Source organism: Thauera mechernichensis, assembly GCF_029588855.1.
Lineage (GTDB): Bacteria > Pseudomonadota > Gammaproteobacteria > Burkholderiales > Rhodocyclaceae > Thauera > Thauera mechernichensis.
Genome location: NZ_JARQZE010000019.1, coordinates 51,822 through 68,521, shown reverse-complemented (window position 1 = coordinate 68,521; position 16,700 = coordinate 51,822). Strand labels below are relative to the sequence as shown.

The 16,700-nt window shown below is 64.7% G+C and carries 11 protein-coding genes; 9 read left to right on the top strand and 2 right to left on the bottom strand.

The window, feature by feature from the left end; all coding sequences use genetic code 11:
• Nucleotides 1-1,047 precede the first annotated feature (1,047 nt).
• Together P7F68_RS17530 and P7F68_RS17525 are read left to right on the top strand one after the other, a co-directional pair.
• The gene (locus P7F68_RS17530) at nucleotides 1,048-1,746 is read left to right on the top strand and encodes a hypothetical protein (protein ID WP_277835064.1); all 699 of its coding nucleotides are present in this window, start codon (nucleotides 1,048-1,050) and stop codon (nucleotides 1,744-1,746) included.
• Nucleotides 1,747-1,821: 75 nt separating this feature from the next.
• Nucleotides 1,822-2,376 carry a hypothetical protein gene (locus tag P7F68_RS17525; RefSeq protein ID WP_277835062.1) on the top strand — a complete coding sequence of 185 codons (555 nt, stop codon included), beginning with the start codon at nucleotides 1,822-1,824 and terminating at the stop codon, nucleotides 2,374-2,376.
• A gap of 368 nt (nucleotides 2,377-2,744) precedes the next feature.
• Here the strand turns inward: P7F68_RS17525 and P7F68_RS17520 are convergent, their stop codons facing one another.
• The gene (locus tag P7F68_RS17520; protein ID WP_277835060.1) at nucleotides 2,745-3,812 is read right to left on the bottom strand and encodes an integrase; all 1,068 of its coding nucleotides are present in this window, start codon (nucleotides 3,810-3,812) and stop codon (nucleotides 2,745-2,747) included.
• Between the two features lie 382 nt (nucleotides 3,813-4,194).
• On the opposite strand from P7F68_RS17520, the gene P7F68_RS17515 reads away from it, so the two are divergent.
• The 5 genes from P7F68_RS17515 to gabD are packed head-to-tail and all read left to right on the top strand — an operon-like array spanning nucleotide 4,195 to nucleotide 12,456.
• A complete protein-coding gene (locus P7F68_RS17515) occupies nucleotides 4,195-6,417 on the top strand; it encodes a TonB-dependent receptor plug domain-containing protein (RefSeq protein ID WP_277835058.1) in 2,223 nt (740 codons plus the stop codon).
• A gap of 13 nt (nucleotides 6,418-6,430) precedes the next feature.
• Nucleotides 6,431-6,976: a YfiR family protein gene (locus P7F68_RS17510; RefSeq protein WP_270069496.1), complete on the top strand. Its 546-nt coding sequence runs from the start codon at nucleotides 6,431-6,433 to the stop codon at nucleotides 6,974-6,976.
• Nucleotides 6,969-10,016 (top strand): hybrid sensor histidine kinase/response regulator, encoded by a 3,048-nt coding sequence (locus tag P7F68_RS17505; RefSeq protein WP_277835055.1) that lies wholly within the window; start codon nucleotides 6,969-6,971, stop codon nucleotides 10,014-10,016. The genes P7F68_RS17510 and P7F68_RS17505 overlap by 8 nt, the downstream gene beginning before the upstream one ends.
• The gene (locus P7F68_RS17500) at nucleotides 10,013-10,963 is read left to right on the top strand and encodes a diguanylate cyclase (RefSeq protein WP_002945144.1); all 951 of its coding nucleotides are present in this window, start codon (nucleotides 10,013-10,015) and stop codon (nucleotides 10,961-10,963) included. The genes P7F68_RS17505 and P7F68_RS17500 overlap by 4 nt, the downstream gene beginning before the upstream one ends.
• Before the next feature lie 35 nt (nucleotides 10,964-10,998).
• Entirely contained in the window at nucleotides 10,999-12,456 is a 1,458-nt protein-coding gene (gabD, locus tag P7F68_RS17495) for an NADP-dependent succinate-semialdehyde dehydrogenase (protein ID WP_277835053.1), read from the top strand.
• Between the two features lie 12 nt (nucleotides 12,457-12,468).
• Here the strand turns inward: gabD and P7F68_RS17490 are convergent, their stop codons facing one another.
• Entirely contained in the window at nucleotides 12,469-13,401 is a 933-nt protein-coding gene (locus P7F68_RS17490; RefSeq protein WP_277835051.1) for a ketopantoate reductase family protein, read from the bottom strand.
• A 304-nt stretch (nucleotides 13,402-13,705) separates the two neighbouring features.
• On the opposite strand from P7F68_RS17490, the gene P7F68_RS17485 reads away from it, so the two are divergent.
• Nucleotides 13,706-14,899 carry a porin gene (locus P7F68_RS17485; RefSeq protein ID WP_002927529.1) on the top strand — a complete coding sequence of 398 codons (1,194 nt, stop codon included), beginning with the start codon at nucleotides 13,706-13,708 and terminating at the stop codon, nucleotides 14,897-14,899.
• A gap of 210 nt (nucleotides 14,900-15,109) precedes the next feature.
• On the top strand, nucleotides 15,110-16,630 hold the full coding sequence (gene adh, locus P7F68_RS17480) for an aldehyde dehydrogenase (RefSeq protein WP_002927522.1): 1,521 nt from the start codon (nucleotides 15,110-15,112) through the stop codon (nucleotides 16,628-16,630).
• Nucleotides 16,631-16,700: the final 70 nt, after the last annotated feature.

Sequence of the window (16,700 nt, the reverse complement as noted above, 5' to 3'; positions counted from 1 at the left end):
GAAGTAGTGGAACATCGAGGACTGGGGGTCGAGTTGGCCGCGCATCGTTGCAGGACAAGGAGTCTGGAGATACGGCTATGACAGGAAGCTTTTCGGATCGTTCACAGCCTTTTGCATCACGCTGCTAGCTGCTGCCTTACTCTGCAACTGGAAAGCCTGTTCTTTGCTCAGTTCCTGTGATTTGTCACTTCGGACGGGATCTTCAGCGTGTGCGGATATGGAAAGAAGAGTGGTGAATATCGCGATAAAAAAGTTCGGATTAACTTTCATTATTACTTGTTAGATCAAGTGTGTTCTATGGTGTTCTCGAGAAATCGCGTCTTGCCCCTGAAAAGCTTAGTGAATCTTTGAGATTATTTTCAGGCGTTATGGCACGAGAAGATGGCTCACGACAGCGAGTCGTCGCGTTGAAAAGTCCTGAGCTGTGTCGATCCTGCAAAATGCATTGAGATTACGCGACGTAGTCATTAAGAAATCTTAGAAGATCTTCTTGCACCCTGTCCTTGTTTTCTTCCTGTGTCAAGTGCGCTATTTCACGTTTCTTCGTCCGTTCCCGGGGCCATCCCCTTCCGCTCTTCCGATTGGGGGCACCCCACCTAACGGGCGGGACCGGGCGCCCTTACAGGCTCGCGCATTCGCGCTCGGTCCCTTCGGGACTGTCCCCTGGCCACCTTCCAGGCCGCCTTGCCTTCCGCGCTCCGTGCGGCATCCTGAGCCCGGCTGTCGCCGAGCTGAGTGGCGCTGGCCATAAGCGGCCCGCGCCGCTTGGCTGTTCGGCTCGAAATCCATTCTGTCCGCTCCATCCTCCTGCGCTGTTTGCTCTGCCAGTGGGTCTCGCCTTTCTCGCCGACCTGTGCCCCGGCGCGGTCGCTGCGGAAGGGTTCGCTGCGCCGAATCCATCACCCGTTCGTTGCTCGGGCTGCGCCCTGCGCTACGCGTGCGGCTTCCGGTTTCGCCCTTCCTCCTCTCCCTTGTTCGCCGAGGCCCATGACGGCGAGGCGATACCGACTGGCAGAGCAAACAGCAACCATGCAGGAGGAAGAAATCATGAGCGCACTGAACATCGAGCCGAACAGCCAAGCCAACGTCGCGGGCGTTCCCCCCGCACCCCCCGAGGACTCCTCCAACCGGCAGGGGGTGAAGACTCCGTTTCGCTGGGTTCCGCGTGATTACATGCCCGTTGAGCTGGTTGGCGCTCCGGGTGGCGCGCAGGTGTTCGCGCGCGAAGACGGGTGCGCAGCGATCGCTTACAGCGGGCGCAGGGGCAAACACGACTGGCATCACTCGTTCTCCGGCTCCGAGCGGCTGCACGCGTTCGTCGCAAAGTGGGTTGCGGGGCTTGTTCGTGCTGATGAATGGCGTTGTCAGCGTAGGGCCGAGCGCAAGGCGGCTGGTGCCGCCGGGCATGGTTGCAAGGTCGGCGACATCTTCCGCTGTAGTTGGGGGTGCGACCAAACGAATGTCGACTACTACCAGGTAACCGCGCTACACGGCCGCACGATGGCGACCGTGCGCCGCATCGCGGCTCAAGCCCAAGAGACCGCCTGGCTCCAAGGCGAGTGCGCGCCGGCACCGGGTCACTTTCTCGATGCTGACCGGTATCCGCCGATGCGGGTGAAGCTCAATGCTGGCACCACGCCGAGCTTCAAAGCCTACAGCTTCGCAAGTGCTTACCTCGTCAAGCCCATCGTCGAGCTGGCGGGCGTGAAGAGCTACGCGGTCGACCACTGGACTGCATACGCCTGATGGTTCAGAGCCCCGGAGAGACCGGGGCTTGAATTCCCGCGGGTCTGTGAGATTTTGTTTGGAGGAGGTGAAGAGATGGATGAGCCGATTTTTGATTTGACCTTGGTTGAGATCTACGACGAACGCTGGATCCTTGCAGCGGAGGGGGGTGAGCGTATTGAGCTGCCGGCTCCGTCCCCTACAAACGAGTGGGCCAACAACCTTGTCGGCCGGCGAGGTTACGCGGAACGCAGCGAGCAAGGCTGGTGGCGCTTCATGGACTATCGGGACCAGAGCCTATCGCGGATGCCGCAGCTCGACGGCGAGCGCGGGCTGGAGTTGGGTTGGAAGTGTGAAGCACGGCCGGAGGGTTTCTGGGCGCCCTTCCACATCGTCCCTGGTGAGTGCGGCGGGTTCGTGGCCGACGAAACCCAGCCAGTTACGATCCAAGTCCCCCCAGAGTTTCATGAGTTATGTGAGCAGTTCGGCGTCGATGTCGAGCGCGTTTTGCAGGGCTTTGTTGCCGATGCGGCTGGGCTGATGAACTGGGTTGCGTGCCCGCGGGCGGATGGGCTGTCAAGCAACGGCAGCGACGAGCGAATGATGGCCCAGGATTACCTTGAGCGTGCTTACGGGAGGACTGGATCATGAACACAAATATCTTCAAGCTGACGATCGTCGACGGCGGTTTTGTGCAGCATGTTGAGTGGCCTGTGCTGAGGTCGAGCGGGGCCGAACTTGAAAGTCCATGCTCCAGAGGGGGCCTGAAACGGGGCTGGTAGGCTGTACCCCAAAAGGAAAAAGCCCGAGTCCGGGCTTTTTCCTTTAACCCCCGCGCACGCGGAGAACATCTCTAGGCAGGCGCCGCACACATGCGTCCCCGTCCTTCAACCCCCGCGCACGCGGAGAACATCTCTAGGCAGGCGCCGCACACATGCGTCCCCGTCCTTCAACCCCCGCATACGCGGGGAACATCGTTCCTAATCATAACGTGTTCGTGGCGGGTTTCAACCCCCGAGCTAGCCATCCAGCTTCTTGGCGATGTCCAAGGCGGTCGGGTTGTAGTAGCGCTTGAGTTGCCGCGGATCCTTGTGGCCGGTGAAGGCCGAGAGTTCGATGATGTTGCCTAGCTTCTGCGCCGCCCGCGTCGTGCCTTCGTGTCGCAGATCGTGCCACCTGAGATCCTTAATGCCCTCGCGCTCTTTTGCGCGAGCCCACGCCTTTTTAACCGCGTTCTCGGTAGTCTTGAACACTCGTTGATCCGCGTATGGCTTGCCGGCAATTCTGGCCGCGGTTTCAGCCTTTTCGTGCATCGCCCTCAGACGCGTCAGAATCTCCACCGCCTTTGCTGTAAGCGGGATTGCCCTTGCATCGCCGTTCTTTGTGTCAGCCTTCCAGATGTAGCGTTCGGAGAGGTGCACATCGCGCCACTCTGAGCGGAGTAGCTCCGAGCGCCGAGCAGCGGTTTCGATTGCTAGCTCGTATAGTGGCTGAATCCAAGGGTTTCTTGTTCCCGCGGTGAACGTGCCTTTCTCTGTTCGTTGGCCCGCTGCAAGTGAGTCAGATAGAAGCGACTCCTCATTGTTTCGCAGCCTACGTTCGCGAGGCTTTGACGGAGGAGGGCGGCGAACCAAGCTCACTGGGTTCGCGACCAATGGGATCTGCCACTCAAGCATCGCCGTGCCGATTACCTGGCTCAGCAAGTCCAGCTCTCTTCGTACGGTCCCGGAGGAAACACGCTCGAGCCGCCGGTCCCGGTAGTCGATCACTGCCTCGGGGCTCAGTCCACCGAGGCTGTATTCCGCGATCTTGTCATTTATGAACCGCTCCAGGCGCAGCTTCTCAACGGCATGCCCCTTGTTGCTCGGCGACACCTCATCGCGGTACCGGCGTAGCGCTTCACTCAGCAAAAGCTCTGCTGCTGGCCGACGATCTCTGAATTCGCCGGCCTCCATTTCGCGCTCGATCGCCCGCGCCCAGCGCTCGGCTTGGTCCCGCGTCTCGAAAGTTCGTGTCTGGCTTGGAAAGCCCTTCTTCCTGATCTGAGCATGCCACTGATAGTCGCCTTTCTTCCTTATGGTCGCCATTTCTTTCTCAGACTGTGCCAAAATTGTGCCAACAACTCTAGCATGGGCGTAAAAGGCGCGCGGAATTAGCTTTCGCGCTCGCATTCGGGACGCAGGGGCCGGAGGTTCGAATCCTCTTTCCCCGACCAAGTATTCCCGAAAAGCGCCCAAGTGATTCAGTCACTTGGGCGCTTTTTATTTCTTGCGGCCATTGTTGTGGTTTCGGCTGCCCCAGTTATCGACTCGCGCCAGGCGTCGGACAGACAGCTTGGCCTGGCCCGCGCGCTCAGACCGTCGGGCAGCGCCGACCGTTCGTACTCCGTTTTCGGCCGGTCGGGCGCTCATGCACACACCGCTTCACGCTCGGGCTTTATCATTCCATAAAGCCTTCATAGATGCGTTCATGTCCTCACGCCCCAATCCCGCCTTTGCCAGGCTCGCTGCGGCACTTGCCTGTGCGCTCGTCCCGGGCGCGTCGGCGCTCGCAGTCGAAGCGGCGGTCGTCCGCCTGCTCCCGCTTTCGCTCGAAGAGCTGATCAATACGCCGGTGGTCACCGCCTCGCGGCGAAGCGAGGCGCGCGATCACACGCCGGCGCACATCATGGTGATCACGCGCGCGCAGATTCGCGAGCGCCGCTACCGCAACCTTGCCGACCTGCTCGAAGACTTGCCTGGCGTGGACTTCATGCGCGGCACGAAGTCGTCGACCTTCAACAACTTCAGCGTGCAGGGCTACAACAGCAATAACAAGCTGCTGATCATGCTCGATGGTGTGCGCATCGATCATCCTGCCGGCGGCAAGATCCCCGTGGCGGAGAATTTCGCCCTCTACCAGGCACGTCAGGTGGAGGTCCTGTACGGGCCTGCGGCGGCACTCTACGGTGCAGACGCAGTGGCAGGTGTGATCAACATCATCACGGACCGCCCGGCAGACGCCTCGGCAAGCTGGGTGTCGGTGGGCGCAGGGCGCTTCGACAGCAAGGAGGCGAGTTTCCTTGCCTCGGCACGGGCCGGCGACCAGCTTGCGCTGACGGTAGGGGGGCATCGCCAGTCCAGCGACAGGGCGCCGCTCGACAAGTACTACCCCGCGGAGTTCGCGCGCAAGGATGCCAGGGCGTTCGGTGGCGCGCTGGTCACCCCGGCTGCGGAGCGCGAGGGCTACGCGGGCGATATTTCGAGCCATAGTGTGTTTGCACGGGTCGATGTCGGCGACACGCTCTCGGTGGGCCATTACCGCAATTTCTTCCGTCAACTCACCAGCACGGGAGACCGGCCCGATACTGCGCTCTTCCTGCGCGATGCGCGCTGGGATACCCTGAGCGAGACGACGCATGCCCGCCTGCGCTTTCAGCCTGCGACCGACATCCGGGCCGAAATGTTGATCGACCATTCGGAGCAGGAGATCGCTCCGCGCTCGAAGTACGTCAACATCTATACCGGCTTCATGGACAAGGGCTACGTGTATGCGCGTTCGCGCCGTACCGGTATCGAGCAGACAATCGACTGGCAGGTGTCCGAGCGCCATGGTGTCCAGGCCGGGGTCGGCTACAACGACTATCGTGCGCTGCTGACGCCAGACCTGCCGCGTCCCTACGACCGCGGCCGGGGGGCCGGGGAGCAGGGGTTGGTCTACCCGAATACCGATCTGCGCATCCGCATTGGTGAAGCGCGCTACCACAACGCTCACGGTTACGCCCAGATCCAGTCTGACTGGAACGACGCCTGGACGACGATGGTCGGTGTGCGCTACGACGATCATTCCGCTTACGGCAGCAGCGTGAATCCTCGCCTGGGCGCGGTGTGGCGGGCCAATGAGCATCACATCTTCAAGGCGCTGGCTGGCGAGGCATTCCGGGCGCCGTCGCCCGAGGAGTCACTCGGTACCTTCGGCTCATTTACGGGCGCCCGGGATGCAGAGGGGCGCTATATCGGTGTTGGTTTCCGCGTACCCAATGACAGCATCGAGCCCGAAGTTGCGCGCACGTACAGCTTGACCTGGGACTGGCGCGTGCGTCCCGATCTCAACCTGGTCACCAACGTCTATCACAGCCGCATCCGCAACCTCGTGGTGACGCAGAGGCAGGCCGTGCCGACGCAGTTCATCGATGGTGCAGTGCTGAGTGACACGACCGTAAAAGGCAATGCTGGAGAGGAGGTGCATCACGGCATCGACTGGATCGCACACTGGCGCTTCGGCCTCGGCGCTGACTGGGACGGCGAGCTCTGGGGCAGCTTCAGCTGGGTGGATGGCCACATCCGCGAGACCGATGGCGGGCCGCGACGCGAGCTGAGCTATGTTGCCCCGCGCAAGGTCAAGCTCGGAGCGACTTTCCGCCATCGCGACCGGTTGACGATCACGCCGCGCCTGCGCTGGGTCGATGACACCAGCACCGGTCGCAACAACCCGCTGCGCGAGGGCGATCGTATCAGGACCGACGGCTATGTGGTCGCCAGCCTGCATGTCGGATGGCATCAACTGCTCGACGGTCGGGCCAGTCTCTGGCTCGACGTGGACAACGTGTTCGATCGCCGCTATGGCGCAGCCCATGGTTCGGCCAGCACGACCTTCGTGAGCATGCCGCAGCCGCCCCGGTCCTGGATGGCCACGCTCGAGTACCGCTTCTAGGGTGCGTAAGCAGATGCCTTTCCGGGTTCGTGCCGTGCTGCTTGCAGCGCTGCTGTCGTGCGTGACGGCTGCATTGCCTGCGCGCGCGCAGACGCCTGCGGCTGCGCCCGAACAAGCGCTCAAGGCCGTGCTGTTCTACAAGCTGCCGCTGTTCACCTACCGTGCGCCGGGGGTGAGGCACGATACGGTGCTGCTGTGCCATCTCGGCCGCAGTCCGCTCGAGCAAACGCTGGTCAGTCTGGCCGAGGCGCCGGTCGAGGGGCTGGCGAGTCAGCTAAGACTGCTGCGCTCGACGCATGAGGCGAGGGACTGCAACTTCGTCTTCATCGCCCGCTCCGAAGCCGATCGCGTGGCAGCAGTGCTCGCCGAGCTGAACCGCCCTGGACTGGTCACGGTGTCCGACATCCCGGGCTTCGCGCGCTCGGGCGGCATGGTGGAGTTGGGCGTGCGCGAGCGGCGCGAGGGACTGTCCATCATCATCAACCGGGTGGCCTCACGCAAGGCCGGGGTGGAGTTCATGGCACAGTTGCTGCGCCTGGCGGAGGTCATCGATGAGTGAGCACTTGCCCGGCTGGCAGCGCCTGGCGCTGGCCTGGCTGCCGCAGACGCTGCGTGGGCGCCTGCTGGTGCTGGGCTCGCTGTCGTTGATCCTCGCTGCCAGCCTCGTGCTCGTGCTGATGAGCCTGCAGCAGCAGCGCTTGCTGCGCAGCGAGTGGGCCGCTTCGCTGTCGGCGCAGGCCGAACTGATCGCCACCAACACCGTGGCGGCCGTCTCCTTCGGCGACGCCGTCGAGGCCGAGCGCCTGTTGTCCGCCCTGGCCAACAGCCGCTTCGTGTTCGAGGCGCGTGTCGTGCTTGCGGATGGCCGTAACTTCGCGCGCTATGCCGATGACGCGCACGAGTATCCCGCCGACGACTTCGTGCCCGCCTTGCGTCCCACCCCAGCGGGGCATGTCTTTCACGACCGGGTGATTGCCGCCTGGGCGCCGATTCTCGAAGGCCAGCGTGTCGTGGCACGGGTCGAGCTGCTGGGCTCGTTGAAGCAGATCGAGGCCTTGTCCGCGCGCGCCCTGCGCGATTCGCTGGCGGTGTTGCTGCTGGTCCTCGCAGTCTCGGTGACACTGACCTGGCGGGTCTTGCATCGCCTGCTCGTGCCGGTGGCGGAGCTCGGGGCGCTGATGCGGCGGCTGGCAGCCGACACCCGGCTGAGCGAGCGCGTACGCCCGGACGGCGGCACCGAGATTGCCGACCTTGGGCGTGGCTTCAATACGTTGATCGATACCATCCAGGCGCGTGATGCCGAGCTCGAGCAGTACCGTGGCAATCTCGAGCGCCTGGTCGACGCACGGACGCGAGCGCTCGAGCGCGCAATCGCAGATGCGCGCGAGGCCAATCGCAGCAAGTCGGCCTTCCTTGCGCGCATGAGCCATGAGATCCGTACGCCGATGAACGCCATCGTCGGCCTCGGGCGCTTGCTGCAGCGCAGTCCCTTGTCGCGCCCGCAGCGCGATCAGATCGACAAATTGCTCGCGTCCTCGCAAAGCTTGCTCGGTGTCATCGACGATGTGCTCGACTATTCGCGCATCGAGGCCGGCAAGCTCACCCTGGAGCGGATCCCCTTCGACCTCGGCGAGGTCTGCCAGCGCGCCCTTGGGGTCGTTGCCCTGCGGGCGGAGGAGAAGGGCGTCGAACTCATCCACCGCGTTGGCGCCGACGTCCCACGCCGGGTCATCGGTGACCCCTTGCGCCTTGGGCAGGTCCTGATCAATCTGCTCGGCAACGCCATCAAGTTCACTGCCGAAGGCGAGGTCGTGCTCGAGGTCGGGCTCGTGGCACAGGAAGGCAGGCCTCCCTTGATCCGCTTCGTGGTTCGCGACACCGGCATCGGCATCGATCCCGAGCAACGCGAGCGCCTGTTCGACCCCTTCTCGCAGGTCGACGACTCGATGACACGCCGTTTTGGTGGCACCGGTCTGGGCCTGTCGATCTGTGTCCAGCTGGTACGGATGATGGAGGGCACGATAGCGCTCGACAGCGAACCCGGCCAGGGGGCGGCGTTCAGTGTCGAGCTGCCCCTGGCCGCGGTGGCGGGTGCGAGCGGGCACGGGCGTGCCAACCAGCCTTTCGGGCGTGCCCTCGTGATCGATGACAACGCCACCGCCGCCGCTGTACTCGTCGAACTGCTGCAGCGCAACGGTATCGAGGCCGAGGCTTGTGTGGAAGGCGAGGCCGGCCTGGCCCTGTTGCAGAGCGCGGCAACGGGGCCGCGCGCGTTCGATCTCATCGTCGCCGACTGGCAGATGCCGGGCATGGACGGGTTGCAGCTGGCCGAGCGCATGCAGGCGCTCGCGCTTCCCGGGGCGCGCCCGGCCTTCGTGCTTGCGATCACCCTGGGCACCTACGAGGCAGTCGCTCCGCGACTGATCAAGTGTGGCGTTGATGCCGTCCTGGTCAAGCCCGCGACCGCGGAGGGCCTGCTGGATGCACTTGCCGAGGCTGCGCAACCGCGTGCGGTGGGCAGTGCCCGGCGCGAGGCCGGTGAGCTGCACGAGGTGGCAGCCCTCGAGGCGGTGCGCGGTGCGCGTATCCTGGTGGTCGATGACCTCCCGCTCAACCGCGAGGTGGCGCGCGAGTTCCTTTCCATCGCCGGACTCGAGGTCGAAGAGGCCGCAAACGGCCGCGAAGCGCTTGACCGGTTGGCGCGCGAAGGCATCGATCTGGTCCTGATGGACATCCAGATGCCCGTGCTCGATGGCCTGGAGACGACCCGGCTGATCCGCAGCGATGCACGCCTGCGCGCGCTGCCGGTCATCGCCATGACCGCGCATGCCATGAGCGGCAGTCGCGAGCAGAGTCTCGGTGCGGGCATGAATGACCATCTCATCAAGCCGATCGACCCTGATGCCCTCTATGCCGTATTGCTCAAGTGGGTGACCCCGCGCAGCCCGGCTCCGGGCCTTGTCCCTGCGCTCCAGCAGCCGACGAGCGAGACGCCGCTGCCCGCGCTCGATGGTGTCGACACCGTGCGCGGACTGGCCAACCATATGGGACGGATGGGGCTGTACCGCAGGATCCTCGAGGGCTTCAGGCTCCAGTTCGGCGACGCCGCATCGAGTCTGGCCGACGCGGTCGAGCGCCAGGATCTCGAGCAGGCCCACCGGTTTGCGCATTCGCTCAAGTCGGCAGCGGCGACGATCGGCGCCTCGCAGGTGTCCATGCACGCGCGCGAGCTCGAGCAACAGCTACAGCGCGGACAGTGGCCGGGCGAGGCGGCACGGGCCGCGCTGCAGGCGGCGCTGGATACCGTACTGCGCGGGCTGGCCCGCCTGCAGGCCGACGCCGGGGCGCATGTCCAGCCGCCGGCTGCACCGCCGACGCTGCAGCACCTGCTTGCGACTGCCGCCCGGCTCGATGAACGTCTGGCGCGGCACGATGCTGCAGCCGAGACCCTGGTCGGCGAGCTGGCCGACGCATTGCGCGGCAGCGCGTACGAAGCACGCCTGGCAGACCTGCGCGAACTCGTCGAGGATGTCGAGTACGAGCGTGCACGTACGCTGCTCGATGCGCTTCGTCCCGAATTCGAACGGATACCATCATGACCACCGAATTCACCGTCCTCATCGTCGATGACGAGAAGCACAACCGCAACCTGCTGACCGAGCTCCTTGGCGAGGACTATCGGCTGATCCTCGCCAAGAACGGCGAGCAAGCCCTGGAGCGCGCGCGCGCCCACCTGCCCGATCTGATCCTGCTCGACGTCCTGATGCCGGGCATGGACGGTTATGCGGTCCTGCGCCAGCTCAAGCACGACGATGCCACGCGTGACATTCCGGTCATCTTCATAACCGCACTGGACTCGACCATCGATGAGGAGAAAGGACTGGAGCTGGGCGCCGTGGACTACATCGCCAAGCCCTTCCATCCACCGATCGTGCGCGTTCGCGTGCGCAACCACCTGCAATCCGTGCATCAGCGCCGTCTGCTCGAGCAACTGGCCATGCTCGACAGCCTCACCGGCATTCCGAACCGCCGTCGCTTCAACGAGGTGTTCGAGCTCGAGTGGCGGCGCTGCCTGCGTGCGCAAGAGCCGATCTCGCTGGTCGTCATCGACATCGACCACTTCAAGCGCTTCAATGACGACTTCGGTCACACCGAGGGCGACGAGGTGCTGCGCCGTATTGCGCTGACGCTGCAGCGTGCCCTGCGCCGGCCGGCGGATTTCGTCTGTCGCTATGGTGGCGAGGAGTTCGTCATCCTGCTGCCGGGGATTGCCATGGAAGGCGCGCAGGCGCTTGCCGAGTCGGCGCGCTGCGACGTCGAGGCGCAGCATGTGCCGGCACCGGGCGGGCTGCAACTCCCGCTTACGGTCAGCATGGGCGGCGCCACCACGCTGCCCGGGCGGATCGAACCGGACCATGGCTTGTTCGCTGCAGCCGACGCCGCGCTCTACGAAGCCAAGCGTGCCGGCCGCAACCGGGTCGTGTGGTCGGCGCCCGTGGTCGCGGGCGGGGCAGCAGATAGGCCGACGGATGCCGATACGGCCTGACGAGGCTTCAACCAAACCTTATATCGAGGACGGACATGCAATTGAACGACCCTGGCCTGCTGCGTGCGCAGGCATATATCGACGGCCAATGGCTGGCCGCCGACGACGGCGGCAGCTTCGACGTCACCAATCCCGCTGATGGCAGTCGCGTCGGCAGCGTGCCTGACATGGGCGCGGCCGAAACCCGTCGCGCCATTGCTGCTGCCGATGCGGCGCTCCCGGCCTGGCGCGCGCGTACGGCGAAGGAACGCGCTGCCATCCTGCGGCGCTGGTACGAGCTCATACTCGCCAATCAGGAAGACCTTGCCGTGCTCATGAGCACCGAGCAGGGCAAGCCGCTGGCCGAGGCGCGCGGCGAGGTCGTCTACGGCGCCTCGTTCATCGAGTGGTTTGCCGAGGAAGGCAAACGCATCTATGGCGACGTGATTCCATCCCATGGTGCCGACAAGCGCATTGTCGTCGTCAAGCAGGCGATTGGCGTGGTGGCGGCGATCACGCCGTGGAACTTCCCGATCGCGATGATCACGCGCAAGGCCGGCCCCGCCCTTGCCGCCGGCTGCACGATGGTGATCAAGCCGGCCGAAGATACCCCGCTGTGCGCGCTCGCGCTCGCCGTGCTGGCCGAGCGTGCCGGCCTGCCAGCGGGGGTGCTCAACATCGTCACCACCAACCGTGCGCCCGAGGTCGGCGGCGAACTCACAGCCAACCCGGTGGTGCGCAAGCTGTCCTTCACGGGTTCGACCGCGGTCGGCAAGCTGCTGATGCGCCAGTGCGCGGGCACGGTGAAGAAGGTGGCGCTGGAACTGGGGGGCAACGCGCCCTTCATCGTCTTCGACGACGCCGACCTCGACGCCGCAGTAGCAGGGGCCATGGCGTCCAAGTACCGCAACGCGGGCCAGACCTGCGTGTGCGCCAACCGCCTGCTGGTGCAGGACGGCATCTACGACGCCTTTGCCGCCAAGCTCGCCGAGGCGGTGGCCAGGCTCAAGGTCGGCCCGGGCCTGTCTGGCGAGGTGCAGCAAGGGCCGCTGATCAATGCCGATGCCGTCGCCAAGGTGGAGGAACTGCTCGCGGACGCCGTAGACAAGGGCGCGCAGGTGCTGTGCGGTGGCAAGCGCCACGCCCTGGGTGGCAACTTCTACGAGCCCACCATCGTCACCGGCGTGACCGCGCAGATGCGCGTCGCGCGCGAGGAGATCTTCGGCCCGGTGGCGCCGCTGTTCCGCTTCCATAGCGAGGAGGAGGCCGTGCGCATGGCCAACGACACCGAGTTCGGCCTTGCCGCCTATTTCTACGCCCGCGACATCGCGCGCGTGTGGCGGGTGGCCGAGGCGCTCGAGTACGGCATCGTCGGCATCAACGAAGGCATCATCTCGACCGAGGTTGCCCCCTTCGGCGGCGTCAAGGAATCCGGCATCGGCCGCGAAGGCTCGCGCTACGGCATCGACGACTTCGTCGAGATCAAGTACCTGTGCATGGGCGGCATTCGCTGAACGCCGCCGGGCTCAGCCTGCGGGGGCCTCCACCAGGCTGAGCAGCCGATGCACCGCGCGGTGCGTCGGTACGGCCGCGCCCTGGCGTGCGGCCAGTTCGATCAGCACGCCGGTGATCGCGTCGAGTTCGGTCGGCCTGCCGGCGAGCACATCCTGCAGCATGCTCGCGCGGTTGGTGGCGGTGGCCCGGGCGACCGCCCGCACTCGTGCGTGAGCTGCAGCTTCGTCCAGCGCCAGGCCTTCGGCGCACAACACCGGCCAGGCCTCGGTAACCAGCGCATCGAGCCAGAGCCGGTAAGGGGCTTCGAGCAGCTCGCCGTTGCGTACCCGGAACAAGGCGGCAAGCGGGTTGATGGCGAGGTTGACGAGCAGTTTGGCCAGCCGTGCGGGGACGATGTCGTCCTCGACGCGAGCGTCCAGCCCCGCCCGCGCCAGCATGGACGCCAGCTCCTCGAAGCCGGGCGGCACCAGCACCTCACCGTCGCCTGATGGCGTCACCCCGCTCGCGTCGCGAAACGCCCCCGTTGTGGTGATGCCCTGCGCGACCCGCGGCAGCGGGCAGTGAGCCTGCAGCACCGGCTCGACCAGTCCGTTCTGCAAGGACAGCACCCCCAGGGGCTGCATGCGCGCAGCGCTGCGTGCAGCTGCGGCCGTGTCCCCGGTCTTGACCAGCACGATCACCCAGTCAGCCTGCGGCGCCTCTTCAGGCGCCCACGCCTCGGGCTGGAAGAGCGAATCGCCTACGCGCACCCCCTGGCACAGTCTGGCGGCTGCAGCGCGGTCGCGTGCGACCACTGCCACGCGCAGCGTGCGTGCGATGCGTGCCGCAAAGCTGAGCCCGAGCGCGCCGGCTCCGATGATGGCAACGGGATAGCGGGCAGGGTTAGGGGTGGTTTGCGGGCGGGGAGAGGCGGCAGTGGCGATCAAGGGCTGGAACGTCGTCATCGAGGACTGGCATCAGGGCGTGGGGTGGGGAGACGTGTGCAGTCGTAAGCGACCGTATGCACGCGAATGCGATTTTATCCGCGGGCGCGCATTTCTGTTCCGAAGTTTCGTTTCGGATCAAGGTTGTACATCGTTTCTGTGGAGCATCTGGAACAGAGAGGGCGAACCCCTATGACCTGAAACCCCTTGTCTGACGCGACTTGTCGCGGCATGGCACAGCGATTGCACTTGCCCGCACCAGGCCGGTGCCTTGCCCCGGTCCTGCAGTGCAAACGACAAGATCACCACTCTCGAGGAGGAAACAATGGATAACACGACGACGCGCAAGGGCCTGCGTGCCACCGGAGGCAAGCGCCTGAGCCTGCTGACCGGGGCCTTGCTGGCGCTTGGCATGGGGCCGGCCCATGCGGTGAGTTTCTCGCAGGGCGATGCCACGCTCGACATCAACGGCACCATCAACGGTTTCTACTCGCACCGCAGCGCAGAGTCGGGCGGGGTCAAGACCACCAACTCGGCGCTCACCAACGGCCTGCTGCCGGGCTGGATCAACTTCGTGTTCACCACCAAGGTCGACGGGCTCGACATCAAGGCCCATGTCGGCTTCGCGCCGGGCATCAACGACAAGTCCGACGTCGTCGGCCTGCCGAGCGATCCGGGGTGTGGCGGGGCTACGGGCTGCGACAGCCCCTTCACCCAGATCGACACCCGCAACCTGTACTTCCAGTTCGGCAATGCCGAGTGGGGCACGATCAAGTTCGGCCGCGACATCGGACTGTTCGGGCAGAAGATCATCCTCTCCGACATGACCTTGCTCGGCCTCGGCGGCAACAGCTACGCCTCGACGCCGTTCAACACCACCTTCGGCATGATCGGCCACGGCTACATGTACACCGGCTTCCAGCCGCAGATCACCTACACCACGCCGACCAAGGGCGGGTTGTCGGCCTCGTTCGGAATCTTCGATCCCAACAAGTTCGCCGGCAGCGAGACCAAGGACCCTGGCTTCCAGGCCATGGCGAACTACGACTGGGAGGCGGGCACGGCGAAGGGGTCGGTCTGGCTGGGCGCGGTCCACCAGCGCACCAGCGGCACCGGCAGCTTCAACGCCAGCGGCTTCGAACTGGGGGCGAAGGTCGGCATTGGCGCCTTCGAGGCCGTGGCCTACGGCTTCGATGCCAGCGGTCTGGGCCTGTCCACCGTCGGTGCCATGTACTTCTCGCCGTTTGCCAAGACCGATGGCAAGGGCTACTTCCTGCAGGGCACCTACACCGTCGGCAAGACCAAGTTCGGCCTCAACTTCGGCGAGAACCGCGACCGTGGCGGACTGCTTGCCGACACCAACAAGTTCCGCTCGGCCACCGTGGGCGTTTACCACAGCCTGAACAAGTACATCACGCTGGTGGGCGAATACAACCAGGAGAAAGGCGAGGGCAGCGACATCTTCCCGGGCGATCTGAAGACGCGGACGATCTCCCTGGGCGGCATCCTGTTCTTCTGAGCGCTGTATCGGACTGCTCCATAAGTTGCCCGCATTTATGGAGCGCTTGGAGCAGTCCGGGCAATATCAGTCGCACATCATGAACACATAAAAACCTTAACGACCGCTCAAGCTGCTGATTTTATTGGATTTTAAGAGCTGGCACGAGGCCTGCTTAGTACCACTCGAGGCAACCCGCCCGCACACGTTCAAGATTGAGGAGACCATACCATGCTGTATGCACTGCCCGGCCAAGCCGACGCCAAGGTTCAATTCAAGTCCCGTTACGACAACTTCATCGGCGGCAAGTGGGTGGCTCCGGTCAAGGGACAGTATTTCGACGTGGTTACCCCGGTCACCGGTCAGAAGTACACCCAGGCGGCCCGCTCCACCGCCGAGGACATCGAACTCGCGCTCGACGCCGCGCACGCCGCCTTCCCGAAGTGGGGCAAGGCCGACGCTACCACCCGCTCCAACATCCTGCTCAAGATCGCCGACCGCCTCGAGGCCAACCTCGAACTGCTCGCCTATGCCGAGACCGTCGATAACGGCAAGCCGATCCGCGAGACGCTCAACGCCGACATCCCGCTCGCGGTTGACCATTTCCGCTACTTCGCAGGCTGCCTGCGTTCGCAGGAAGGCGGTATCTCGGAGATCGACGAGAACACCATGGCCTACCACATCCACGAGCCGCTGGGCGTGGTCGGCCAGATCATCCCGTGGAACTTCCCCATCCTGATGGCGGCGTGGAAGCTGGCGCCGGCGCTGGGTGCGGGCAACTGCGTGGTGCTCAAGCCAGCCGAATCGACCCCGATCTCGATCCTGGTGCTGATGGAGCTGATCGCCGACCTGCTGCCGCCGGGCGTGCTCAACATCGTCAATGGCTACGGCCGCGAGGCCGGCATGCCGCTCGCCACCAGCAAGCGCATCGCCAAGATCGCCTTCACCGGCTCCACCTCCACCGGCCGCGTGATCGCCCAGGCTGCCGCCAACAACCTGATCCCGGCCACGCTCGAGTTGGGCGGCAAGTCGCCCAATGTCTTCTTCGCCGACGTCATGGACAAGGACGACGCCTTCCTCGACAAGGCGATCGAGGGCCTGGTGCTGTTCGCCTTCAACCAGGGCGAGGTGTGCACCTGCCCGAGCCGTGCGCTGATCCAGGAGTCGATCTACGACCGCTTCATGGAGCGTGCGCTCAAGCGTGTCGCCGCCATCAAGCAGGGCAGCCCGCTCGATACCGACACCATGATGGGCGCTCAGGCTTCTGCCGAGCAGATGAGCAAGATCCAGTCGTACCTGCAGCTTGGCAAGGAAGAAGGCGCCCAGGTGCTGATCGGCGGCGAGCGCGCTCAACTCGGTGGCGACCTGGCCGACGGCTACTACATCCAGCCCACGCTGTTCAAGGGCCACAACAAGATGCGCATCTTCCAGGAGGAGATCTTCGGGCCGGTGCTCGCGGTGACCACCTTCAAGGACGAGGCCGAAGCGCTCGAGATCGCCAACGACACCCTGTACGGTCTGGGCGCCGGCGTGTGGAGCCGTAACGGCAACGTGGCCTACCGCATGGGTCGTGCGATCCAGGCCGGTCGGGTGTGGACCAACTGCTATCACGCCTACCCGGCGCACGCGGCCTTCGGCGGCTACAAGGAGTCGGGCATCGGCCGCGAGACGCACAAGGTCATGCTCGACCACTACCAGCAGACCAAGAACCTGCTGGTGAGCTACAGCGAGAACAAGCTGGGCTTCTTCTGATCTGCTCCGTGTTTCTCCCTCTGCCCGTTGTCTTTTGCGGGTGACTTGCCGGGGGCGGGTGACCGCCCCC